The organism is Plantibacter cousiniae (nom. nud.) (genome assembly GCF_977070315.1).
On the sequence record NZ_CDRVEU010000008.1, the window covers coordinates 127,375 to 152,253 of the forward strand.

Below are 24,879 nucleotides of genomic sequence, written 5' to 3' on the forward strand. Positions count from 1 at the left end.
ATTATCATGAATGCGTTAAGTAAAACCTTGGCCTGCATGGCGCTTACGGGTTTGACAGGCTGTACGCTCGTCCCGTCCCACAGCCCCGTGCCAAAGCCCCAGGCACAGGCGGTTCGACTGATCATGCTCGCAGCAAACGCTGATGGCGGAGGCAAGAACTGCACCTTTACCGCCCAGGACGACACGGTTTATCTCAACGAGCGCGATCATTCGTGCACGAACGATGAGATGAGTTTTATCAAGCTGGATAATGTGCGCTCAGCCATGAAGATTTACCTGGAATCCAGAGACTGTAATGATTCGGGAGGCTGGGTATTTGGGCTCGAGACGTATATCGACCCCTTGACAACAAAATGGATATCCATCGACCAGCTCAGAAGCAAACCGGTCGGCACCATCGTCAGTCGCGGCGTTGTTGTGATCAAGGCGTATGACGGTGATGAAAATATAAAAGGCAAGTTGTCCTGCGTCCGTGTCGATGTATCGAGTTAGTCGTTAGTACAACTGAACTTGTCAGGCCTGCTTAACCGTCGCCCCCGTGGGCGGCGGTTATCTTAATACATAACGTTCGAGGTTCATGGAACATGACAGCATCGACTTCCGTACACTCCAACGCGTTCAACTTTCTCAGTTATGTACAGAGCGGCGTTGACCCCCGCACCGGGCAATACACGGTGGCGATCACCTTGCCCGACGTCAAGACCAACGGATTGCGTGGCCCGGGCATGCCGCTGGCACTCAGTTATAACCCTCTCAACCGTCTGGACAGCGGCTTTGGTCTTGGCTGGAACCTGCCATTGTCGCAGTACGATCCTGGTAACCAGATCGTATCGCTGAGCAGCGGCGAGACATTCAAGGTCCATAGTACCGGCAACGGCCAGATGCTGATGTCGGAAAAGAAAATCGACAGCTTCCACTTGTACAAGGAGGACGATAACCACTACCGGGTGATGCACAAGTCCGGTCTGGTTGAGCAGCTTGAAATGCGCGGCAGCGGCACCAACAGAGTCGCGCTGCCGGTGCGCGTATTTGCCCCTGAAGGCCACAGTGTCACGCTGGGTTATGCCTCTTTCGGCGTGCATCAAATGCTCAGCGAAATCAAGGATGACTCGGGTCAGGTCCTGCTCGGCATCAGCCGCGACGCAACGTCGGTGAAGCTGCGCATGACCACTGGAGAGGGCCCGGATGCGACCTTCGTGATGGTGCTGGCCGGATCGAATCACCATGTCAACCGTATCGAATTGCCGACCGACAATGCTGCTTCCTGGCGTTTTGCATACAGCACGATCCGTGAGCATTTATGCATCACGTCGGTGGAAACACCCGTTGGCGGTCGGGAAGAGGTCTTTTATACCGACAGCGGCCATCAGTTTCCTGCGAGGGCGGCACGTCCCGCTCTGCCCAGAGTCACGCGCCATCGCACGACGCCCGGCCTGGGTCAGGCGCAAATGGACGTTTATTACACTTACCAGGACAGCGCCGGGCGCGAGCGCAACTTTCTGGGCGCAGGGCTGGATATCGCCTGGGAAGACAATGGTCTGGACAATCTGTATCGATACCTCGGGGCGGAGCCGTACGAGTATTCGTCGACCGAAACATGGCGTGTCCAGGTCGCGGGCAAAGCTGATGCCGAGCGCAGCATCGAACGGACCTTCAACCAGTTTCACCTGCTCACTCGAGAAACCACGCGCAAGAACCTCACCGTCAAGCAGGTGGACACTCGTTACTACATCGAGCCGGGACAACCCTTTTTGACTCAGCCAGCCTACTGCCAGTTACCCAAAGAGGTGCAGACCACCTGGCGGCTGTCGTCAGACGGCAGTGTGCCGCGCAGCGAGACTGTCAGCAGCACGTATGACAAGCACGGTAATCTGCTCACTCAGACTCAGGCCAACGGTGTGGTCGAGGTCAGTGAGTGGTATCCGGCCGCCGGTGAGGACGGATGCCCGCCAGACCCGGAAGGCTTCGTCCGCTGGATGAAAAGCAGCAAGGTCATCCCGGCCTTGTCCAGCTACGGCAAGGCACCGGTCCTTGTCACCCGCTATCGCTACCTGGCGTTGCCTGCGGTGGATGGCGGCCAGCGACAGGAATGGCTTGCACCGCAAAGCGAGACCTTATTGACGCAGGCCCCTGAGCAGGAACAGCAACGCACGACCTATGAATACTTCGATGAGCCGAGCAACGCAGCCCTGCACGGTCGGCTCAAACTGCAGCAAGTGATCATGGGCGGGAAGGTGACCAGCACAGCGTATGCCTACAGCATCTTCAAGCGCTCCTTCGAGACCCCGGCCCAAGGCTCGCCTGATGGCTTCGCTGAGCGCTTCGTTAAGGGTTCCCCTGAGAGCAACCGTTACGCCGCGACGGTGCTGCAAACCGTACAGACCGTGACCGGCTTCGATGGCGCGAAGAAGGTCATCACGCTGGAGGATTCTGTGCTCAACGGCGAACCCTTGCTCAATCGCGATGACAACAATGTGGAAATTCGCTACGTCTACGACAGCCTGCGGCGTGTACTGAGTGAAACCGTGGCACCAAATGATGAAACCTACAGGGCGACCAGAAGTTACGAGTATCAGCTATGTGCCAAGGCGACTGATCGGGCCATGCAGACGCTCATCGACGTCAAGGGGGTAAAAACCTGCAGTCATTTCGATGGCCTCAACCGAGTCGTCTATGAGGAGCGGGATGACGCAGATAACCCTGCGCGCGCCGACAAGCCTCGCCAGACCTACGCGGCTGTTTACGATGCGTGGGGGCTCATGGTCAGTGAGACCGAGTTCGACTGGCTGGGCCAGCAGGATCTGGCGCTCAAGAGCGTCTTCGAATACGACGATTGGGGCGAACAGCGCTGCGTCACCGGCCCGGATAACGTCAAGACGTTCGAAGAGACCGACCCCATTGGCACGGTGCAATCGCAGGGCCCGATTCAGCGTAGCTGGATCGAAGGTAACGGTGGCGGGAAGAGCGAGTTCACCGAGACCTGGATGAACCTGTTCGAACAGCCGACCCGTAGTGAGCGAAAGGATCAGGCTGAAAACTCGGTCAGCCTGAGCCAGTACCATTACGACGGCCTTGGCCGCCGTGTCGAGGAAATTGTCGGGGAGGCAAACGGCGGGCGGCGCACCACCTCTGTTTACGACGTCTTCGATCGGGTGATCGAGTCCACATTACCAAGCCGGGCCATCGTGCGTCGCAGCTATGCAAGCTACAGCAGCGAAGACTTGCCCGTCAGTATCGGCATCGAGCACAACGGCAAAAGCATTGTGCTGGGAGAGCAGGAGTTCGATGGGCTGGATCGTCTGGTCAGTTCTGTCACCGGTGGGCGTAAACGTACGCTTGTTTACGACCCCGGTCTGCTGCAACCCAAAACGGTAACCCTGCCCAGCAAGCGGAAAATCGACTATGAATACAAGCCCCAGGTCGGTGATGAGCCGTGGCGCAGGGTGCAGTCCGAAGCTGTGCCTGAACCTGAAACCACTCGCGAAGTCGATCCGCTGAAAGAGTCGGGGCCGGCCCGGATTGCGGAGCCGGGTGTGGCTGCCGATTACACTTACGATGAGCAGAATGCTCGTCTGATTCATTCCTCGGAGCAGGGCGAGACACTGGATCGCACGTATTACAGTACCGGATCGCTGAAAAGCGAGAAGCGTACCTCGGCAGGCAAAACCTACGACATGTTCTACAGCTACAGCCGACAGGGTCTGCTGCTGTCTTACACCGACGTACTGGGACAGGAGCAGGTCAATCGCTATGACAACTTCGGTCGTCTTTACGAAACCTCGCTGGGTGAGGTCTATTCGACGTTCGACTACGACACTGTCTTTGGTCGCCTCGCAAAAATCACCACCACCGACAAAACCGACAGCAGCCGCGAAAGAACCGTCGCGATCAGGCCTTGAATATGATGACCTGGGTCGGGAAGTAAAGCGTACGTTTGACCTCGACGGTGTCGAGCAACAGATGGTTCAGGTCTATGACGATGTGGATGACATGGTCCAGCGTACCCTGAGCCAGGGCACGGAAATACTCCGTGACGAAACCTACCGCTACGATACGTCCGGTCGCCTGATTCAATACCAATGCACGGGAACTCAACGGCCGGTGGACCCCTATGGCAGGACCCTGCTCGCGCAGAATTTCATTTTCGATGGCGCGAACAACCTGACGGTTGTCACGACCCGCTTCGATGGCGGTACCAACAATGCCCGGTATTTTTACGAAGGTGACGATCCCGTGCAGTTGAGCCGGGTAACGAACAGCAATGATCAATATTACCCAGCTGAAATCAAACTCCGCTATGACCTGGACGGCAATCTGGACATAGACGAAGCCGGGCGCACGCTCAAATACGATCCCCTCGGCCGCCTGATCGAAGTAGGCACGCCGTCAGCCGGCATTCACTACCAGTATGACCCCCAGGACCAACTGACCGGGGAGACCCGTGGCGGCGACAGGGACCTGCGCTTCTATCGCGACGGAGAGCTGGCCAATCAGCTCGGCAACCATGTCCAGAGTACCTTCATGCGTGGCGACGACTACCTGCTGGCCGAACAGCAGAGTGATCACACGCTGCTGCTTGCCACCGACGGCAGCGATAGCGTGCTGGGCGAGCTAGGTGCCGACGGCGTCAACCGGAGGTGGTATACGGCCTACGGCCACGCCAGCGGTAAAGCCCCCCCACTTGGCAAACTGGGGTTCAACGGCGAACTGGCCGAAGCGGATACCGGCTGGCAAATGCTGGGCAATGGCTATCGGGCCTACAGCCCGGTGTTGATGCGCTTCAACAGTCCCGATAGCTGGAGTCCGTTTGGCGAGGGAGGGGTGAATGGGTATGCGTATGTTGAGGGCGATCCGGTGAACAGGGTGGATCCGTCGGGGCACGTCGGGTTATTGACCCCATTCAAGCTGTTGTACCGAGCCTTAAAGCAGACTCCTACTCTGACCACAAAATCTCCAGGCGTCGAAGAAATTCCCGGGCTACTTACCTCTCGTGGTAGTAAAAGCGTAACAGCATTAAAAACCATCAGGCAAAAAGACGCAGCTAGATTACTTGAAGCTACTGAAAGTAATCGCCTTCGAATTAAATCTGCCAGAATTAATTACGAGCTTGAAACAGCGGAATTTCTTGCTGGCAAAGAAGTCAACGCAGTCAAAGCATTAAGATACATGCAGGAGAATATTGGTGAGCCCGGAATGACTGCCCATGCGCGTTCTGTGATTAAAAAAGATTTATCACTTGCCAGAAAAGAGCTTAAAAAAATCCCCACCGTAGAGAACATAAGGCGTCCAAATCCGCCTCCTAAAAAAACAGGATTGGACTGGCTCCAGCGCGGACGAGATAAGGATAGATATGGATACAACCCAGACAACTAAATGTACGTGTTGATCCGCAATCCAAGTGCACAACGCGGGGGGGGGTATCTCCTGTGGGGTGCACCGGGCTTAGATACTTCACTCCACCAAAATAACCCCCTGCCTGATCGCCATCACCAATGCCGCCTTCAATGACGTCACCCCGAACTTGCGGCGGATATTGCTGGTATGAAAGTGCACGGTCGCTTCCGAGCAGCCTTGTATCCGGGATATCTCCCAGGCGGATTTGCCGAGCGCCACCCATTCCAGGACTTGTCGTTCCTTGACAGTCAACTGGACAGTGGCGGGTGTGGCTTGGGAAGGCGGCGTGATGCCGGGTGGTTTTCCATTGTCGCGAAGCATGGTGAAGTCCTTTCCCTGAAGATCGCCGCACCACGATACCCCTGCATCCCCTAACGCGAACCTGACATAAATGACAGCGCCGCAGGACCGTGAACGCCTTGCGCCGTCAAGGCTGTAGCGCTTTTTTACAGCTTCTTTACGCCCCGGCCAGCCTGTCGATCTCGCGCCTTTACACCCTGCCTGCGGACAATCACCTCACGCGGCCTGCGCCGTACCGGTGTTGCCTGATGGGGGAAATTTCAATGAGCGTTATGGATGGTATCTCTCTGCTGATGGGAGTCGGGCTGTTCATCTATCTGCTGGTGGCGCTGTTGCGCGCCGACCAGAGTCAGGAGTGATCATGCACAGTTACGATTATCTGTTGATCCTGGCCTTTCTGGTCCTGCTGCTGGCCCCCGCGCCGTGGCTGGGACGTTTCTATTACCGGGTCATGGAAGGCGAGCGCACCTGGCTGAGCCCGGTGCTGGGGCCGGTCGAGCGCGCCTGCTACCGGATTTCCGGCGTCGACCCGAAAACCGAACAGTCCTGGAAGCAATACGCCTGGGCGTTGATGGCGTTCAACCTGGCGGGCTTTGTCGTGCTGTTCGCCATCCTCATGCTGCAAGGCATGCTGCCGCTCAACCCGCAGCAATTGCCGGGCATGGAGTGGTCGCTGGCCTTCAACACGGCGATGAGCTTTATCACCAACACCAACTGGCAGGCCTACAGCGGCGAAGCGTCGCTCAGCTACCTGAGCCAGATGGTCGGCCTGACCGTGCAGAACTTCGTCAGCGCCGCGACCGGCCTGGCAGTGCTGGTCGCGTTGTGTCGCGGTATCAGCCGTCGCTCGTCGCAGAGCCTGGGTAACTTCTGGGCCGACATGACCCGCGCCACGCTCTACGGCCTGTTGCCGATCAGTATCGTGCTGGCGGTGTTTCTGGTCTGGCAGGGCGTGCCACAGAACTTTGGCCACTACATCGACGCACTGACCCTGCAAGGCGCTGACCAGAGCCTGCCGATGGGCCCTGCGGCCAGTCAGATATCGATCAAGCAACTGGGCACCAATGGCGGCGGTTTCTTCGGCGTCAACTCGGCGCATCCGTTCGAGAACCCCACTGCCTGGAGTAACCTGTTCGAGTTGGTATCGATCCTGCTGATCCCGGCTGCACTGGTGTTCACCTTCGGCCACTACGTCAAGGACATGCGCCAGAGCCGCGCGATTCTCGGCTGCATGCTGGCGCTGCTGTTGATCGGCGGCGCGGTCTCTCTGTGGGCCGAGTACCAGCCCAACCCGGCGCTGAACATCGCCGGTGTCGAACAGACCGCACCGCTGGAAGGCAAGGAAACCCGCTTCGGCACCACCGGCACGGTGCTGTGGTCAGTCGCTACCACTGCGGCCTCCAACGGCTCGGTCAATGGCATGCATGACAGTCTTAACCCGCTGACCGGCATGGTCGCGCTGGTCAACATGATGGTCGGCGAAGTGATCTTCGGCGGCGTCGGTGTCGGCCTCAACGGCATGCTGCTCAACGTACTGATCGCTGTGTTCCTCGCAGGTCTGATGATTGGCCGTACCCCGGAATACCTGGGCAAGAAGCTGCAAGCGCAGGAAGTCCGACTGCTGGTCGCCACCTTGCTGGTGATGCCGGTGGGCGTGCTGGTGCTGGGCGCGATTGCTGCCAGCCTGCCAGGCCCGGCCGGTGCGATCAGCAACCCTGGTGCACACGGTTTCAGTCAGTTGCTGTACGCCTATACCTCGGCCACGGCCAACAACGGCTCGGCGTTCGGCGGTTTCAGTGCCAACACCGTGTTCCACAACCTGATGCTCAGCCTGGCGATTTTCATCGGCCGCTTCGGTTACATCCTGCCGGTGCTGGCCCTGGCCGGTAGCCTGGCCATGAAGAAGACCGCGCCGCAGGGCCAGAACAGCTTCCCGACCCACGGCTTGCTGTTCGTCACCCTGCTGACCGTCACGATTCTGCTGGTGGGTGGCTTGACCTTCCTGCCTACCCTGGCACTGGGGCCGATTGCCGAACACCTGAGCCTGGGTTTCTGAGGAACCGATCATGAACTTACCTATTAATCCCGCAAAAAATGCTGCTGCGAAATCTACTGAATCGCAGGCCGCCGAATCGGCAAAAACCGGAATCGCGGCCCTGTGGCGTCCGGCGCTGGTGCAGGCGTTCGTCAAGCTCGACCCGCGTCAGCTCAAGCGTTCACCAGTCATGCTGGTGGTGGAACTGACCGCTATTCTGACCACTGTGCTGTGCGTGATCCCCAACCCGCAGGTGCCGACTTCGGTCTGTGTGCAGATCGCTCTGTGGCTGTGGTTCACCGTGTTGTTCGCCAACTTCGCCGAAGCGCTGGCCGAAGGCCGTGGCAAGGCGCGCGCCGACAGCCTCAAGGCGGGCAGCGAAGGGCTCAAGGCCCGTATCAGGGACGACAACGGCAGCCTGCGCATCATCAATGCCAGCGAGTTGCGCAAGGGCGACGTGGTGCGGGTCGAGATCGGCGAAATGATTCCCGGTGACGGCGAAGTCATCGAGGGCATCGCGGCCGTCAACGAGGCCGCGATTACCGGCGAATCTGCGCCAGTGATCCGCGAATCCGGTGGTGACCGCTCGGCCGTGACCGGCAATACCCGGCTGGTGTCCGACTGGCTGCTGATACGCATCAGCGCCAACCCCGGCGAATCGACGCTGGACCGCATGATCGCGCTGGTCGAAGGCGCCAAACGGCAGAAGACCCCCAACGAAGTCGCGCTGGATATTCTGCTGATCGGCCTGACCCTGATCTTCCTGTTGGTGGTCATCACCTTGCAGCCGTTCGCCCACTTCGCCGGTGGCAGCCTGCCGCTGGTATTTCTCGTGGCGCTGCTGGTCACGCTGATTCCCACCACCATTGGTGGTTTGCTGTCGGCCATCGGCATTGCCGGTATGGACCGCCTGGTGCGCCTCAATGTGATTGCCAAGTCCGGTCGCGCCGTGGAAGCCGCGGGCGATGTGCATGTGCTGCTGCTGGACAAGACCGGCACCATCACCTTCGGCAACCGTCGCTGCGCTGCTGTCTACGCTGCACCGGGTGTGACGCCCAAGGAGCTGGGCGAGGGTGCTTTGCTGGCCTCGCTGGCCGACGATACGGCAGAAGGCAAATCCATCGTCGAGTTTCTGCGCAACCTGCACCCGATGAACGAGCCGACTCTGAGCTCGGTGACGGCCGTGCCGTTCAGCGCTGACACACGTCTGTCCGGCGTTGATTATCAGGGCCACGTGTATCGCAAGGGCGCGGTGGATTCGCTGCTGGCTTTCATCAACATGCAGCGCAGCGAGCTGCCGCCTGTACTGGCCCGTGAGGTCGACAAGATTGCCAAGACCGGTGGCACACCGCTGCTGGTCTGCGCCAACGGTCGGTTGTTGGGCGCGATCCATCTCAAGGATGTGGTCAAGCCAGGTATTCGCGAACGCTTCGAAGAGCTGCGCAAACTGGGTATCCGTACCGTGATGGTCACCGGCGACAACCCGCTGACTGCCGCAGCGATTGCTGCCGAGGCCGGTGTCGACGACGTGCTGGCCGAAGCCACGCCGGAGAAAAAACTGGAGCGCATTCGCCAGGAGCAGGGCGAAGGGCGTCTGGTGGCGATGTGTGGCGACGGTGCCAACGATGCACCTGCACTGGCGCAGGCCGACGTCGGCATGGCGATGAATGACGGCACCCAGGCGGCGCGCGAAGCGGCCAACATGGTTGACCTCGACAGCGACCCGACCAAGTTGCTGGACGTGGTGCAGATCGGCAAGGAGCTGCTGGTTACCCGCGGTGCGCTGACCACCTTTTCGATTGCCAACGACGTGGCCAAGTACTTCGCGGTACTGCCCGCACTGTTTGCCTCGATCTACCCGCAACTGGGCGTGCTCAACGTCATGAAGCTGGCCAGCCCGCAGAGCGCGATTGTCTCGGCCATCGTTTTCAACGCGCTGATCATCGTCGTACTGATTCCGCTGGCCCTGCGTGGCGTGCGTGTGCAGGCGGCCAGCGCCGCTCACTTGCTGCGTCGCAACCTGCTGATCTATGGCCTGGGCGGCATCGTTGTGCCGTTTCTCGGCATCAAGCTGATCGACATGCTGCTGGTCGCACTCGGCCTTGTTTGAAGCCTGTGCTGCATGCCGGTCGGCGTGCAGCCTCACCTGATTGAGGATGTGCAGATGTCCAATGTATTGCGTCCGGCCTTGAGCCTGATCGTGTTGATGAGCCTGATCACCGGCGTGGCCTATCCACTGGTGGTCACCGGGGTTGCGCAAGTGGCGTTTCCGGCGCAGGCCAACGGCAGCCTGGTGTATGACGCGTCGGGCAAGGTGCGCGGCTCGACGCTGATCGCCCAGTCGTTCACCGGCGATGAGTGGTTCCAGTCGCGTCCTTCGGCGGGCGCATTCGCGACCGTGGCCAGCGGCGCGAGTAACTTTGCCCCGAGCAATCCGGCGCTGGCGACTCGCGTGAAAGAGGACGCTGCGAAACTGGCCAACGCTTCTCAGGAACCGATACCAATGGCCTTGCTGACCACCTCCGGCAGCGGACTGGACCCGCACCTCTCGCCTGAAGCGGTTGCCTGGCAGGCCGGTCGTGTTGCAGCGGCGCGCCAGTTGCCGTTGGACAAGGTTCAGGCGCTGATCGACGCCAATACTCAGCGTCCGCTGATCGGCCCACCCGTGGTCAACGTATTGGCCTTGAATATGAGCCTGAATCAGTTACCGTCTGCACCGCGCAACGCGCAGTTGTAACAAAGTACGCCTTGTACGCAGCAGATTCACTAAGCTGTAGCTGATCAGAAAGAGGGTGGTAACCAACGTGAGTGATTCCGGTCGAGCTGACGCACTGCTGGCCCAGTTGCCCCGCGAGGGGCGCGGGCGGCTGAAGGTGTTTCTGGGTGCCGCGCCAGGCGTCGGCAAGACCTACGCCATGCTCCAGGCGGCTCACGCGCAGCTGCGCCAAGGCGTGAAGGTGCTGGCGGGTGTGGTCGAAACCCACGGCCGCGCAGAAACCGAGGCGCTGCTCAACGGTCTGCCGCAACAGCCCTTGCTGCGCACTGAGTATCGCGGCATGACCCTCGAAGAAATGGACCTCGACGCGCTGCTCAAGGCTGCGCCGAGCCTGGTACTGGTCGACGAACTGGCGCACACCAACGCGCCCGGCAGTCGCCACGCGAAACGCTGGCAGGATATTCAGGAATTGCTGGCGGCCGGCATCGATGTGTACACCACCGTCAACGTCCAGCACCTGGAAAGCCTGAATGACCAGGTGCGCGGCATCACCGGCGTGCAGGTGCGCGAAACGCTGCCGGACTGGGTGTTGCAGGAAGCCTTTGATCTGGTGCTGATCGACCTGCCGCCCCGCGAACTGCTGGAGCGCCTGCGCGACGGCAAGGTCTACGTGCCTGAGCAGGCACGCGCGGCCATCGACGCATTCTTCACCCAGACCAACCTCACTGCACTGCGTGAAATGGCCATGCAGACGGCGGCTGCCCAGGTCGATAACGATCTGGCGCAGGGCTACCGGCAATTGGGCCAGTCGGCCCCGGCAGTTCGTGGGCGGATGCTGGTGGGCATCGACGGTGATATCCATGCAGAGCGTCTGGTGCGTCACGCCAGTCGGGTTGCCCAGCGTCGCCATCTGCCGTGGAGCGCCGTGCATGTGGACGACGGGCAAACCCTCGACGAGCAGTCTCGCGCGCGTCTGCAAAGCGCCCAACAACTGGCCGAGCGGCTCGGTGGCGAGGCGGTTTCCCTGCGCGCCGGGGAGGTCGCCCGAACGCTGGTGCAGCATGCCATCGAACGGCGCGCCAGCGTGGTGCTGGTCGGCCAGTCGCGACGGCATTGGCGGCGTCGCGTGTTTGGTGGCGGCGTCGCGGCACGCTTATTGCGCGAAGGGCACGGGCTGGAAATCTCGGTGCTCGACGACAGCGAGGAACTGCCTGATCAGCCGCCGCGTGCCCGTCCGGCTCACGAAGTGGTGTGGTTCGATTACGGTCTGGCCTTCGTCGCCACGCTGATCGCCAGTCTGGTCGCCTGGGGCGTTGCAGGCGTGCTGGCGCTGCCCAACATATCCCTGATCTTTCTTGCTGCGGTATTGCTGGTCGCCGTGCGCAGCAGCATGGGCCCAGCGCTCGCCTGTGCCGGGTTATCGTTCCTGGCCTATGACTTTCTGTTCATTCCGCCGAGTTTTTCCCTGAACATCCAGCGCGAAGAAGACGTGCTGACGCTGTTGTTCTTCCTGTTGATGTCGGCCTTGACCGGCAAGCTCGCGGCGCGCCAGCGCAGGCAGTTGCAGGCGTTGCGCGATACCCAGGAACAGACCAGCGAGCTGCTCGACCTGTCGCGCAAGATGACCGCCGCCACGGATCGCAAGGCGGTGCTCGCCGCCGCCGAACAGCATTTTTCCGGCTGGAAGGAACTGCATCTGTGCCTGGTCGATCGCGACGGGCAGGGCGGTTGGGTGGTCGAAACCGGTGGGCCACTGACGTTTTCGGAGCCCGAGCGCGCTGCTGCCGATTGGGCCTGGCAGCACGATCAACCCGCGGGCAGCGGCACCGGCACCTTGCCATCCGGGCGCTGGTGGTGGTGGCCGATCACCGCAGAAGAAGGGCCGTTGGCTCTATTGGGAGTCTGCGCGCGAGAAGGCCAGTCGTTTACCGCGCAGCATCGACGTCTGCTGGCCGCGCTTACCCAGCCACTGGCGCAGGCACTGGCCCGTGCGCAATTGGCTCAGGAACTCGAGGCGGCGCGTCTGCACGGCGAAACCGAGCAATTGCGCAGCGCCTTGCTGGCTTCGGTGTCCCACGACCTGCGTACCCCGCTGACCTCGATGCGCGGCAGCATCGACAGCCTGCTGGCTCTGGGCGAAGCCATTCCACTGGAGGATCGCCGCGAGCTGCTGGAGGGTACCCGTGACGAAGCCGAGCGCCTGGACCGCTATATCCAGAACCTGCTCGACATGACGCGTCTGGGGCATGGCGCTCTCAAGCTCGCCCGCGACTGGGTGTCGCCCGCCGATATCGTCGGCAGCGCGCTCAACCGGCTGCGTGCCGTACTGGCGCCCTTGCAGGTCAGCACCCAGGTGACCGGCGAGCTGCCGCTGCTGTATGTGCACGCGGCGCTGATCGAGCAGGCGCTGGTCAATGTGCTTGAGAACGCTGCGCGCTTTTCACCCGTCGACGGGCGCTTGCAGGTAGCAGCCGGTGTGGTCGACAGTGAACTGTTTTTCTCGGTCAGTGACGAAGGCCCGGGCATTCCCGAGGATGAGCGAGCGAAGATTTTCGACATGTTCTACACCGGCGCGCGCGGCGATCGGGGCGGGCAGGGCACAGGGTTGGGCCTGGCGATCTGTCAGGGCATGATCGGCGCACACGGTGGACGGCTCACGGTCGAGGACGGCATTGACGGGCTGGGCACGCGCATCACGCTGTTTCTGCCGCTGCAGGCGCAGCCGGACGTAGAACTGGAGGAATCCGCTTGAGCCAGGCGACCACCATTCTGGTCATCGATGATGAGCCGCAGATTCGCAAGTTCCTGCGCATCAGTCTGGTTTCGCAGGGCTACAAGGTGCTGGAAGCCGCCACTGGCGCTGAGGGCCTGACTCAAGCTGCCCTGAACAAACCGGATTTGCTGGTGCTCGACCTTGGGTTGCCGGATATGGACGGCCAGCATGTGCTGAGTGAGTTTCGCGAGTGGTCGGGAGTGCCGGTGCTGGTGCTCTCGGTGCGTGCCAGCGAGGCTCAGAAAGTTCAGGCGCTGGACGCCGGCGCCAACGATTACGTGACCAAGCCGTTTGGCATTCAGGAGTTTCTGGCCCGAATCAGGGCGCTGCTCAGGCAGGCGTCGGGCAGCGAAAAGCCCGAGTCTGCGCTTGAGTTCGGGCCGCTTACCGTGGACCTGGCCTATCGGCGTGTGCTGCTCGACGGCCAGGAAGTGGCGCTGACCCGCAAGGAATACGCGGTGCTGGCGCAGTTGGCGCGGCATCCCGGGCGGGTCATTACCCAGCAGCAGTTGCTCAAGGATATCTGGGGGGCCACGCACACCGAAGACAGTCATTATCTGCGTATCGTGGTGGGGCATTTGCGGCAGAAGCTGGCGGACGATCCGACCGCTCCGCGGTTCATCCTCACCGAGCCTGGAATAGGGTATCGTCTGCTGGCTGATCACTAGATGAAAAAAGCGAGCATAGCCCCGTGCTGCGGCACTTTTACTGCCCCGCACCGTCAAAGCCGCACACTCCCTGTTCACTCTGAGGTAACACCCGCATGAAAGCCCTTATCTGTCTGCCATTGCTTGTTTTGGTTCTTGCAGGTTGTGCTGGCAAGACTGGATATCGCGACAGCTGTGCTACTCAGCTCGACGCTGCCTGGCATGAGCTTGATCTGGCCAAGGCTGAAGGCTTCGCCGGAACGGTCAGTTACTCCAAGGCCTTGTCGCTGCTGACGGGTGCCAAGACTCAGCAGCAGTTCGAGGCGTTTGAAGGCTGCACCGAGAAGTCCGAGAAAGCCCGCTTCTACATCCGCGAGTCCCGCGCTGGCCGTTGATACCTGACGATACACAGGTCTGCTCTTGATTCTGGCCGAAGGCCGTGGGAGCGAGCTTGCTCGCGAAGAGGCCAGTAAAGCCCCTGAAAATGGGGCGTCCGGAAAATGACTATCGTGCCAATGCGTTGGCATGCGGTTCGTGACGCTCTGCGTCACGCAGCTGTTCTGTGGTTTCAGTGATTTCTCCATCTGGCTCAAGTCACCTTTTCGCCCCTCGGCTACTCACTTTGAGGGGCCAAAGTAAGCAAACCCCCAAGCTCCGTTTCCGGCCCGACTTCGTCGGGTTCCTTTGCCCTGTCACTGACGTCGCACTCTGCGTCGTCTGTGCCATCGCGCTCGAAAAGCATTTTAAGCAATTTGGCTAAAGGCACGGCCCGGGAGCTGATGGCTATCGTTCCTCACGCTCCGCGTGGGAATGCCGTTCGTGACGTTCTGCGTCACAAATCTTTCGGTCTGGCGAGACGGTAGGCCTAACCAACTCTGGCGAAACGGCCTACGCTCACTTTAAAGTGTTCGGACACTGGCATCGCTTGCAGTCCCACAGTCATGAAGCAGTTGCCGGAAGGGGCTTTCGATGGGTAGAAAACTCGATGCGTGCCTGAGCGCGATCAATGAGGTGGTGCTGGGCAAGGAGGCGCAGGTACGGTTGGCGATGACGTGTCTGGTCGGCGGCGGGCATTTGTTGATCGAGGACTTGCCGGGGATGGGCAAGACCACTCTCAGTCATGCGCTGGCGAAAATTCTCGGCCTGAGTTATCAGCGTATTCAGTTCACTTCTGACCTGCTGCCAGGTGACATCCTGGGGACTTCGATATTTGATCGGGACAGTGGGCAGTTCACCTTTCATCCTGGTCCGATTTTCGCCGAGTTGGTGCTTGCCGACGAGATCAACCGCGCCACGCCCAAGAGCCAGAGCGCGTTGCTGGAAGCGATGGAAGAAGGGCAGGTGTCCATCGAAGGCGCTACGCGTCTGTTGCCCGATCCGTTCTTTGTGATCGCGACCCAGAACCCGTTCAGTTCCGGCGGCACTTTTGCGTTGCCCGAGTCGCAACTGGACAGGTTCATGATGCGCATTTCCATGGGCTACCCGGCCAGAGCCGCAGAGAAAGCCCTGCTGCTGGGCGAGTCGCGCCGCGAGCTGTTGCCGCGTCTGCAACCGATTCTGGATCACGCCCTGCTTGGCCAGCTCCAGGCGCAGGCGCGGCAGGTGCGTGCCAGTGACGCACTGGTTGATTATGTCCTGCGACTGGTCGAGGCGACGCGCAGTCAGCCGCAGTTCGCTTACGGACTTTCACCCAGGGCGAGCCTGGCGATTCTGGCCGCAGCACGGGCCTGGGCGATGTTGCTGGGGCGGGAGTACGTGATTCCCGAAGACGTGCAGGCGGTGCTGCCATCGGTTATCGGACACCGTTTGCGTGAACGCAGCGATCCGACCGGGCATGGCGGCGGTGCGCTGGTGCAATGGCTGTTGCGCGAGGTGCCCGTGCTTTGATCGAACCGCTCAAACCGCTCTGGCAACGCTGGCTGTCGAGGCGAATTCCTCCAGCGTCACGCATTACCCTCGACCACCGGCGTATTTTCATCATGCCGACACGCACCGGCATGATTTACGCGCTAGTGCTGGTGCTTATGCTGCTGGTGGCGATCAATTATCAGAACAGCCTGGCCTACGGATTGACCTTTCTATTGCTGTCGATAGGCGTGCTGGCCATCCTGCACACCTACCGCAACATCAGCGGTCTGGTTCTGAGTGCGGGCGTGGCGCGTTCGGTATTCGTCGGCGAGCCGGTGCAATTGCGCCTGCGCCTGGAAAGTGCCGGGCAGGCCCACCAGGCATTGGGATTGGGCTGGAGTGCGACAGCATTGCAGTCCGGCGACGTGCAGCCCCGTGGGCTGACCGACCTGGAACTGACTCTGCCCGCCGAAAAGCGCGGCTGGCTGCGTGCGCCAAGGCTGCGCATCGAGAGTGTGTTTCCGCTGGGTATCTTTCGCGCCTGGAGCTGGCTAGATCTGGAGCAGAGCGCCTTGATCTACCCTCGACCCTTGTCCGGGACCATGCCGCTGCTCAAGGGCGTGCAGCCGCATGCCGAGGACGATGGCCATGCCACCCAGGGGGCCGGTGTCGATGATTATCAGGGCTTGCGCAGCTACCAGCCGGGTGACAATCGCAGTCGCCTGCACTGGAAAGCCTATTCCCGCGGGCAGGGGCTGCTGATCAAGGATTTCACCGACCTCAGTGGCCATGACCTGTGCCTGGACTTCATGGCGCTGGGCGGCGATATCGAAGAGCGCCTGTCGCGCCTGTGTTACTGGGTGCTGGAGCTGTCGCAGCGGCAGCAGCCGTTTGCCCTGCGGTTACCGGGCTTTTTGTCGGCGGTGGACAGCGGCGATGCACACCGCGAAGTCTGTCTGCGCGCCCTTGCGCTGTACGGCCATCGATCATGAACGACAAGGTCAAGACAGTTCAATCCGCGCCCATTCCGCGTGTCAGCCTGACCTGGCTCTTGGTGGCGCAGGCACTGGTGGTGTTGCCGTTCGCGCTGCATGTACCGGTGTCAATCACGATCCTCTGGCTCGGCTGTACGGTGTGGCGCGTGCAGGCGTTCCGGATGCGCGTGCGTTTGCCTGGCACCTGGGTCAAGTCCGGGCTGTTGGTGGGCACCGCAGGTGGCGTTTATCTGGCGCGCGGCAGCCTGGTCGGGCTGGATGCCGGGGCTGCGTTACTGGTGGCTGCATTCGTTCTGAAAATGCTGGAAATGAACAGTCGCCGTGACGCGCGCGTGCTGATTTTCCTCGGTTTCTTCTGCGTGGCGGTTGGCTATCTGTTCGAAGACAACCTGCTGTGGGCGCTCTTCAGTCTGCTGCCGGTCAGCGCGCTGCTGGCTGCGTTGATCGGCCTGCAACACACAGACCTGGCCGGCAGGTCGGCGGACACGCTCAAGCTGGCGTTGAAGCTGATGGCGCAGGCACTGCCATTGATGCTCCTGCTGTTTCTATTCTTTCCGCGCCTGGACCCGCTCTGGTCGCTGCCGCAGCCGAGTAACAAAGGCGTCACCGGCCTGTCGGACAACATGGCACCCGGCGACATGGCGGAACTGAGCAAATCGCCTGCACTGGTGTTCCGCGCCAGTTTTGAAGGGCCGATCCCGGCGCGCAATCAGCTTTACTGGCGCGGTTTGACCCTTGAGCAGTTCGATGGACGTCGCTGGTCGCAGTCGGCACGTGCCCAGACCGTGCAGATTGCGCAGTGGGAAAAACGCGGTGAGCCGCTGGCCTACAGCGTTGTCATGGAAGCCAGCGGCCGGCCCTGGTTGCCGAGCCTCGACGTGGCAGAAACCACGTTGCCGGACGTGCGGCAGATGAGCGACTTCCGCCTGCAGCGCAGACGCCCCATCGAGCAGTCGTTGTTGTACGCCGTCAACTCATGGCCGCAAAGCGTCCGTGATCCGCTGTCCAGCGAGCAGATCCAGCGTCAGGACCTGCAACTGCCTGCCAAGGGCAATGATCAGGCGCGGCAATGGGCCGATGAACTGCGCCGGCGCTACACCACACCAGACGCTATGGTCGCGGCGCTGCTCGGCTACTTCAGCGATCAGCCGTTTCACTACACCCTCAAACCGGTGCCATTGGGCAATGACAGCATCGATGAATTCCTGTTTGCCAGTCGTCAGGGTTTTTGCGCCCACTACGCCGGAGCCATGACCTTTGTCCTGCGCGCGGCAGGCATTCCCGCGCGGGTGGTGGCCGGGTATCAGGGCGGTGAGCTGAACCCCGACGGGCAGTACCTGACTGTTCGCCAGTTCGATGCGCATGCCTGGGTGGAATACTGGCAGCCAGGCGTGGGCTGGCGCAGCGTCGACCCGACTGCCGCCGTGGCGCCGCAACGTATCGAGCAAGGTCTGGAGCAGGCGCTGGCGGCGGACGAAGCGTTCCTGCAGGACTCTCCCTATTCAGCGTTACGCTACCGTAACGTGGCTTGGGTCAACGCCCTGCGCCTCAGTTGGGATAACCTCAATTACGGCTGGCAGCGCTGGGTACTGGGCTATCAGGGACAACAGCAGTTACAAATTCTCGGTCGCTGGTTTTCAGGCTTCCAGGCGCCGGTTTTTGTTCTGGGAACCCTGTTTTCACTGGGGGTGGTGGCGTTATGGCTGTTCAAACCCTGGCAACGCGAAAGCGACTCGCAGTTGCGCGTGTTCAACGCATTTGAACGCTTGCTCGCCCGTCATGGTCTGCGTCGTATGCCGGGTGAAGGCGCTGACGCATTCTGCCGCAGGGCGGTACTCTACTTTCCGCAGCATGCCGAGGCCATTGAAGGTTTCATCCGCGAATTTCAGGCGCAGCGCTACGCTGGGCGTCTGGCTTCGGCGAGCCGCTTGAGGCAGGCGCTGAGCACGTTGCGTCGGGTTTTGCCATGGAGGTTGTCAGCCGTCAGGGACAGGCATTCATGAATCAGTTTGTCGAAGGGGAATTGCATGTCTTCAATGGTGGATCATCTGGTCGCCGAAGTGCTGGCGCTGGATGTCAAATTACTCGCGTGTCAGGCACGCCTTGCCGTTTCGACTGACAGCGAAGCGCTGCACGATTTACGTACCACGGTGCGCCGTCTGCGCAGCGTATTGCGGCCCCTGCGGGAAAACCCGAGTGCGGCAGAGCTGGAAGAGGCGGCCAAGGCGGTCGGCCAATTGACCACGCCGCTGCGTGACATGCAGGTGCTCGCCGGGTTTCTTGAAGAGCAGGGTTTGAACGAGGCCGCGTTCACACGCAACCGCTACCTGGAAACCGCCTGCCCCAAGGTCGCCAGCTCGTCCGAGCTGACCCGTCTGCTCAAGCTGATTGACCGGTTCCCGGAAATGCTGCGTCTGCAACAGCGCCAGGGCATGTTGCGGGGTCTGCGCAAGACCATTGAAAAACGCATGGACAAGCAATGGCACAAGCTGCGTGTTGCCATCGCTGAGCCGGGACACGATCGGCATGACCTGCGTTTGCTGATCAAGCGCGTACGCTACGCTGCCGAAGCCTATCCGCAACTCAGTCATCAGCCGAAAAACATGCAAGCCCGGCTCAAATCCGCACAAGGCGAACTGGGCGACTGGCATGATCATCTGCAATGGCTGGCGCAGGCTGCGGAACAACCTGATCTGGCCCCCTGCGTGCCGGGCTGGCAAATCGGCATAGTACGTGCCGAACGCAAGGCCGAAGCGTCGCTCAAACGCCTGGCCAAGGCCTGTTTCTGATCCGGTAATTTATCGTGAGGCATGTCATTCAGGCCGCAAAAATGGCCATTATGCGGCCTGTCGATAACTAAGAGGATGGTTATCATCCATCCACTTGTGTGTTGACGTGTGGAGTGAACATGACCTTTTCTGAACTGATCGATGCGCTGCGTCGTGATCCTCGCGCTGTCACGATCCCTGCCGAATGGTCTCAGGGGCGTGCCTGCTTTGGCGGGCTGATGGCTGCGCTGACCTACGAAGCGATGCGTGCACAGGTGCCGGAAGGGCGGCCGGTTCGTTCGCTGGCGATCACCTTTGTCGGGCCGGCGGCGCCCGGGGTGCCGATTGCTTTCGAGGTCGACATCCTGCGCCATGGCAAGGCAGTCAGTCAGGTGCTGGGGCGCGCAGTGCAGAATGGTCAGGTAATGACCCTGATACAAGGGAGCTTCGGTGCCCCTCGAGAATCAATGATCACCTTTGCCGCAGAGGCCGCGCCGGTCCTCAAACCGGTCGAACAATGCCCGGAGCTACCGTTCGCCAGCGGCGTGATGCCTGATTACCTGCGTTTCATGGACATCCGCTGGGCGTTGGGCGGCATGCCTTTCAGTAACACCCAATCGCCGGCGATAGGCGGCTACGTGCGCTTTCGCGATGAGGCGCACGCCACGCCCATGAGCGAAGCGCATATTCTGGCCCTGGTGGACACCTGGCCGCCTGCGGTGTTGCCGCACCTGGACAAGCCGGCACCCGGCAGTTCACTGACCTGGACCATTGAGTTCGTCCAGCCCCAGCCGTCGCTGGATACCCTGCAGTGGTGCAGCTATCGCGCAGTCATCGAGCATGCCCGCGATGGCTATGGTCACACCGCCGCGGCATTATGGAGCCCCGACGGCGAGCTGATCGCGATCAGTCGCCAGACGGTCACCGTGTTTGGCTGACCGGCAACCGGATCAAGGTTTGCGAGCGGCCCGAGCGGCGTCCTGGCGCTGAAAACCCAGCGCCGCCACCAGGCCGATCACGCCGATGGCAACCGATGAAAGGCTTTCGGAAAACAGACCGTTGAGGATCAGCAGGGCCGCCAGAATGAACAGCGGTACGGCGATCAGGTACAGGGCCAGACTGGTCGAGTGCTCTTGACTGTCGTTGCTGTCACGCCATTGATTCAACTGCAGATCGGAAAGTGGCTTGTTCATGATGCGGTCCTCTTCAGGTAACGCGTAAAGCGTCGTTCAATGCCTGAAGGATAGGCCCGCGCGCTGATGGCTGACGAGTCAAGCCTGTCTATCGTGGCGATAGCCTGTTACAGCTTGAGCTGGCCAATGGCGGCATTCAGTTCGCCTGCCAGCGTGGCCAGTTCGTCACTGGTGCTGGCCGAGTCAACCGTCTGGATCACCGTGCGTTCGGTGACATCGCGGATACTCACCACCGCACGGTTCATCTCCTCGGCGACCTGACTTTGTTGCTGGGCCGCGACGGCGATCTGCGTGTTGCTTTCGCGCATCTGCGCCACGGCACCGGCAATCGCCGCCAGTGCATCGCCGGCTTCCCGCGCCTGCTGCACGCATTCGTCGGCCTTGTACGAGCTTTCCTGCATGAAATCCACCGCATCGCGGGTGCCGCTTTGCAGGGTCGAGACCATCGTGGTGATTTCATCGGTGGAGGTTTGCACCCGCTTGGCCAGATTGCGTACCTCGTCGGCGACCACGGCAAAACCCCGACCCATTTCCCCGGCGCGTGCGGCTTCGATGGCTGCGTTGAGGGCGAGCAGGTTGGTCTGCTCGGCGATGCTGTGGATCACGTTGACCACACCGTTGATCTTCTGGCTGTCTTCGGCCATGCGCTGGATCATTTCCGCCGTCTGCTGCACGCCGCTGGACAGCCCTGCGATGGACACCTGCACGCGGTCGACCACCACTTTGCCACTGCCCGCCAGCGCGTCGGCGGTCTGCGACTGATCACGGGTAGCCGTGGCGTGCTGGGCAATGTGATGAACCGTAGCGGTCATCTCGTTGATGGCCGTGGCCACCTGGTCGGTTTCGCTTTGCTGGCCGAGCATACCCTGGCGCACTTCCTTCATGCCCGCCGCCAGGTGCGCGGCACCCTGATCGAGACGGCCAGCGGTTTGTGAAACGGTATTGACCACTCGCTGATAGCCGGCCTGCATGGCATTAAAGGCCTTGGCCATCTGTCCGACCTCATCGTCACTGCGATTGGGAACACGGGCCGCCAGGTCGCCGCTTTTTTCCACATGCAGCATCACATCCTTGAGCGCGTTGAGCTGGCTGAGCAGAAAGCGGATCAGCAGTTGCGAAGCGCAGAGCATCAATAACATCAGCACGAAAACCGCAATCGCGTAGTGCGTGAAGCGATCCAGCAGGATTTGCATGAAGGTCGGGGTGAATGCCAGTAGCGCAATCCGTTGCTCGGCGCCCCGGGTGATGATCTGCGCACCGCTCAGCCATCGATCGCCAGCGGGCTTGTTCAGCGCAACCCAGTCGCTGGCGTCAGCCAGTTCCGGCAGCGCAAGGCCATCCAAAACGGGTGTCTGACCCTGTCGGTACGTCAGCAAGACATTACTGGAGGGCAGGGCCGTGTCGACGGGCCAGTCGGTCAGCAGCCGCGCCTGCGCTTGTGCTGCCTGGCGCGACGCATCCGTGCGCGCGTGTTGTTCAGTTTGCATGGCGTACAGCACCAGCAACAGGGTGGTGACGAAAGCGACCGCGTTGACGGCCCAGAACTTATATTTCAGTGACAGGTTGCCAAGCCATGAGCCCATGAGTGGTCTTCTTCGGTGATCGGTTGAGATAGCAGCAAGATGCCATCACTGTGCCTCAGCCAACGAAGAGACTCTTGATGCGGGTCAAGAAAGCTGCAGATTTTCATCCTCCGGGTTTGTTTTCAGCACTGGCAAGGCAAAAAACTGCCGTGCGCAATCTGTGCTGTGGCGTGCGAGGTCTTCCTGCGTTTCGCCCCGGTGCAAGGCTACTTCGCGCAAGACTTCCGGCAGGTAAGCCGGCTCGTTGCGACCGTTTTTCGGCTTGGGACGCAGGCTGCGTGGCAGCAGGTAGGGCGCATCGCTTTCCAGCATCAGCCGGCCGCGAGGGATGTTGCCCACCAGTGCGTGCAGGTGGGTGCCGCGTCGCTCGTCGCAGATCCAGCCGGTGATGCCGATATGCAGATCAAGGTCCAGGTAACTGAACAGCGCGGCGCGCTCACCGGTGAAACAGTGCACGACTGCCGCGGGCAGGCGGTCGCGGTAGTCGCGCAGAATTTCCAGCAGCCGCTGGTTGGCGTCGCGTTCGTGGAGGAACACCGGTAATTGCAGTTCCACGGCCATGGCCAGATGCGCTTCGAGGACCTTTTCCTGCTGAGGGCGAGGCGAGAAATCGCGATTGTAATCCAGGCCGCATTCACCCACGGCGCGAACGCGATTTTCCTTGAGCAGGGCATGCAACTGTTTCTCGGTGTCGCCGGTCCAATCGCTCGCCGAATGCGGGTGGATACCCGCCGTGCAGAACAGGCGTTGCGCGCTCTCATCCAGCTCGTGACACAACTGCAGGGCCTGTTCGCTGCCTTCGACACTGGTGCCGGTCACCACCAGTTGCTGGACGCCTGCGGCATAGGCGCGGTCGAGTACCGCCTGTCGCTACGAGGCGAAGCTTGCGTTGGTCAGATTGACGCCGATGTCGATGAGTTGCATGGTGCTACCTCCAGCTGAAGGCTGTCGAGCATACCAGAGCTCTGGCCACAACAAGAAAACGCTGGGTATTCAAGCGATTGAACCTGTGGGTTCAACGATTTCCTTCGCTGTTCGATGCTGCTGCGTGACCTCAAGATTTCCTTTTTCCTGATTTTTTCCGGCATTGCCCTGGGGAAGTGAATGATCCGATCCGCGCTTGTGTCTTTGATGTGCCTGTTACCGCTGCTGCCCTTGCAGGTTTCTGCTCGTCAGACCGGTCCCGAGGTCGTGCAACACACTGTGCAGGTGCGCGATTTGCCGGCGATTCGCAGCAGCAAGGTGCTACGCGTGCTGGTCAATCAGAGCCGTAACAGCTCCGGTGACGTCAAGGGCCAGGAAATCGGCATCGAATACCATCGCCTGCAAGCCTTTGAGCAGTACCTCAACAGCCATGCCCGAGCGGGGCAGAGGGTCACGATCAAGGTCGTCCCCAAGGCCAAGAACCAGTTGCTCACCGCCTTGCAGCGCGGAGAAGGCGACATGATCGCGCCGGGGGAACTGCTCGATGTCAGCGACGCCAAGGGTATTCAGGCCAGCGCACCCATCGTGCATGACGTGCCTCTGGTGCTGGTCGGCGTTAGTGGTCAGCGCAGTGTGCGCCGTGTGGAGCAATTGTCCGGAAAGACCCTGAGCCTGCCCACCGGCAGTGCGGCCGACGAAGCCCTGCATCAGGTCAATCGACAACTGGAGCTGCGCAAGCTGCCCCTGGCAAAAATCGAATGGGTCGACCCCAGCCTGGCCGTCGAGGATGTGCTGGAAATGGTCCAGGCCGGGATTTACCCGATGACGCTGGTCGAGCAGCCGATTGCCGAGCGCTGGGCGAAGATCATGCCCAAACTGCGCATCGACCGCGGCCTTACGTTGCAGACCCACGGGGATATCAGCTGGTTCGTGCGTGACAATGCCACCCAGCTGCGGGCCAGTGTCGATGATTTCCTCAAAGGCTATAAGCCCTCGGCCCAGCAGGATCAGGTGTTGGCCAAGGCGTACAAGAACACCTACAAGGTCAACAACCCGCTGGTGCGCAACAACCTGCAGCGCCTGGAACAACTGCGTCCGATGCTGCAGCGCCATGCCGATGCGCAGGGCATGGACTGGCTGGACCTGGCTGCCCTCGCGTTCAAGGAGTCCAGACTCGACCCGACTGCCAAGGGCAGCGGCGGCGCGACAGGGCTGTTGCAGATCACTCCGTCGGCGGCAAAAAGCGTTGGCGTACCGAGTATCCAGAGCGCTGACGACAATATCCGTGCCGGCTCGCGCTATATGGCGCTGATCCAGCGCAAGTATTTCTCCAGTAACCGGGTCAACGAACGCGAGCGCATGGCATTCGTGATGGCCGCCTATAACCTGGGGCCCGAGCGCGTGCAGGGCATGCGCGAGGAAGCGCGGCGTCGCGGGCTGAACCCGAACCAGTGGTTCTTCCAGACCGAACGTGTGGCAATGGAGCAGGGCGGTGCCAATGTCGTTGCGTTCGTGAACAGCGTGAACAAGTACTACCTGGCTTTCGACCGCGAGCGTGACTCGCTGGAAAAGAGCGGCACGAAACCTGCGTTAAAACGCTAAAGATCGATTTATTCGATTTGTATGCGCCGTTATTTGCGGTTTTTACATGAGTGAATTTGATTATCATGACGCCACTCGTTGTTAATCACTCCCCACTCACG

The 24,879-nt window shown here is 60.8% G+C and carries 19 protein-coding genes and 1 pseudogene; 16 read left to right on the top strand and 4 right to left on the bottom strand.

The window, feature by feature from the left end; translation table 11 throughout:
* Positions 1–6: 6 nt before the first annotated feature.
* The 3 genes from ACW55A_RS16440 to ACW55A_RS16450 all read left to right on the top strand — a co-directional run bounded on the left by ACW55A_RS16440 (position 7) and on the right by ACW55A_RS16450 (position 5,373).
* Positions 7–492, top strand: coding sequence for a hypothetical protein (locus ACW55A_RS16440; protein WP_003366771.1), 486 nt, complete (start codon positions 7–9; stop codon positions 490–492).
* Between the two features lie 92 nt (positions 493–584).
* Entirely contained in the window at positions 585–3,899 is a 3,315-nt protein-coding gene (locus ACW55A_RS16445) for an RHS repeat domain-containing protein (protein ID WP_498811049.1), read from the top strand.
* A complete protein-coding gene (locus ACW55A_RS16450) occupies positions 3,787–5,373 on the top strand; it encodes an RHS repeat-associated core domain-containing protein (protein WP_498811104.1) in 1,587 nt (528 codons plus the stop codon). Before ACW55A_RS16445 ends, ACW55A_RS16450 begins: the two co-directional genes overlap by 113 nt.
* Before the next feature lie 78 nt (positions 5,374–5,451).
* Here the strand turns inward: ACW55A_RS16450 and ACW55A_RS16455 are convergent, their stop codons facing one another.
* Positions 5,452–5,715 carry a helix-turn-helix domain-containing protein gene (locus ACW55A_RS16455; protein WP_003366775.1) on the bottom strand — a complete coding sequence of 88 codons (264 nt, stop codon included), beginning with the start codon at positions 5,713–5,715 and terminating at the stop codon, positions 5,452–5,454.
* Positions 5,716–5,957: 242 nt separating this feature from the next.
* Here ACW55A_RS16455 and kdpF point away from each other — a divergent pair, with 242 nt between their 5' ends.
* From kdpF to ACW55A_RS16515, 12 genes are all read left to right on the top strand, one after another.
* Positions 5,958–6,053, top strand: a complete 96-nt coding sequence (gene kdpF / locus ACW55A_RS16460; RefSeq protein ID WP_003406089.1) for a K(+)-transporting ATPase subunit F — start codon at positions 5,958–5,960, stop codon at positions 6,051–6,053.
* 2 nt (positions 6,054–6,055) lie between these two features.
* A complete protein-coding gene (kdpA, locus tag ACW55A_RS16465) occupies positions 6,056–7,750 on the top strand; it encodes a potassium-transporting ATPase subunit KdpA (RefSeq protein ID WP_003433073.1) in 1,695 nt (564 codons plus the stop codon).
* A 10-nt stretch (positions 7,751–7,760) separates the two neighbouring features.
* Positions 7,761–9,839: a potassium-transporting ATPase subunit KdpB gene (gene kdpB, locus ACW55A_RS16470; protein WP_003433072.1), complete on the top strand. Its 2,079-nt coding sequence runs from the start codon at positions 7,761–7,763 to the stop codon at positions 9,837–9,839.
* Positions 9,840–9,893: 54 nt separating this feature from the next.
* Positions 9,894–10,466: a potassium-transporting ATPase subunit KdpC gene (kdpC, locus tag ACW55A_RS16475; protein ID WP_032609430.1), complete on the top strand. Its 573-nt coding sequence runs from the start codon at positions 9,894–9,896 to the stop codon at positions 10,464–10,466.
* Between the two features lie 67 nt (positions 10,467–10,533).
* Positions 10,534–13,197 carry a DUF4118 domain-containing protein gene (locus tag ACW55A_RS16480; protein WP_455807780.1) on the top strand — a complete coding sequence of 888 codons (2,664 nt, stop codon included), beginning with the start codon at positions 10,534–10,536 and terminating at the stop codon, positions 13,195–13,197.
* Positions 13,194–13,886: a response regulator gene (locus tag ACW55A_RS16485; protein WP_455807779.1), complete on the top strand. Its 693-nt coding sequence runs from the start codon at positions 13,194–13,196 to the stop codon at positions 13,884–13,886. Before ACW55A_RS16480 ends, ACW55A_RS16485 begins: the two co-directional genes overlap by 4 nt.
* 95 nt (positions 13,887–13,981) lie before the next feature.
* Positions 13,982–14,260, top strand: coding sequence for a lipoprotein (locus ACW55A_RS16490; protein ID WP_003316607.1), 279 nt, complete (start codon positions 13,982–13,984; stop codon positions 14,258–14,260).
* A gap of 574 nt (positions 14,261–14,834) precedes the next feature.
* Complete coding sequence (locus ACW55A_RS16495; protein WP_003433070.1) at positions 14,835–15,752, top strand: AAA family ATPase; 918 nt, start codon at positions 14,835–14,837, stop codon at positions 15,750–15,752.
* A complete protein-coding gene (locus tag ACW55A_RS16500) occupies positions 15,749–16,705 on the top strand; it encodes a DUF58 domain-containing protein (RefSeq protein ID WP_003433069.1) in 957 nt (318 codons plus the stop codon). Before ACW55A_RS16495 ends, ACW55A_RS16500 begins: the two co-directional genes overlap by 4 nt.
* Positions 16,702–18,711: a transglutaminase TgpA family protein gene (locus ACW55A_RS16505; protein WP_498811050.1), complete on the top strand. Its 2,010-nt coding sequence runs from the start codon at positions 16,702–16,704 to the stop codon at positions 18,709–18,711. The genes ACW55A_RS16500 and ACW55A_RS16505 overlap by 4 nt, the downstream gene beginning before the upstream one ends.
* Before the next feature lie 24 nt (positions 18,712–18,735).
* Entirely contained in the window at positions 18,736–19,497 is a 762-nt protein-coding gene (locus ACW55A_RS16510; RefSeq protein WP_072364678.1) for a CHAD domain-containing protein, read from the top strand.
* 119 nt (positions 19,498–19,616) lie between these two features.
* Positions 19,617–20,414, top strand: coding sequence for an acyl-CoA thioesterase (locus ACW55A_RS16515; RefSeq protein WP_455807777.1), 798 nt, complete (start codon positions 19,617–19,619; stop codon positions 20,412–20,414).
* Between the two features lie 12 nt (positions 20,415–20,426).
* Here the strand turns inward: ACW55A_RS16515 and ACW55A_RS16520 are convergent, their stop codons facing one another.
* From ACW55A_RS16520 to ACW55A_RS16530, 3 genes and pseudogenes are all read right to left on the bottom strand, one after another.
* Entirely contained in the window at positions 20,427–20,669 is a 243-nt protein-coding gene (locus ACW55A_RS16520) for a hypothetical protein (RefSeq protein WP_003366791.1), read from the bottom strand.
* A 107-nt stretch (positions 20,670–20,776) separates the two neighbouring features.
* Positions 20,777–22,252 carry a methyl-accepting chemotaxis protein gene (locus ACW55A_RS16525; protein WP_455807776.1) on the bottom strand — a complete coding sequence of 492 codons (1,476 nt, stop codon included), beginning with the start codon at positions 22,250–22,252 and terminating at the stop codon, positions 20,777–20,779.
* An 84-nt stretch (positions 22,253–22,336) separates the two neighbouring features.
* Positions 22,337–23,107: pseudogene (locus ACW55A_RS16530) on the bottom strand (TatD family hydrolase); the annotation flags it as partial.
* A gap of 276 nt (positions 23,108–23,383) precedes the next feature.
* Between ACW55A_RS16530 and ACW55A_RS16535 the strand changes: the two are divergent.
* Positions 23,384–24,778 (top strand): MltF family protein, encoded by a 1,395-nt coding sequence (locus ACW55A_RS16535; RefSeq protein ID WP_498811051.1) that lies wholly within the window; start codon positions 23,384–23,386, stop codon positions 24,776–24,778.
* Positions 24,779–24,879 lie beyond the last annotated feature (101 nt).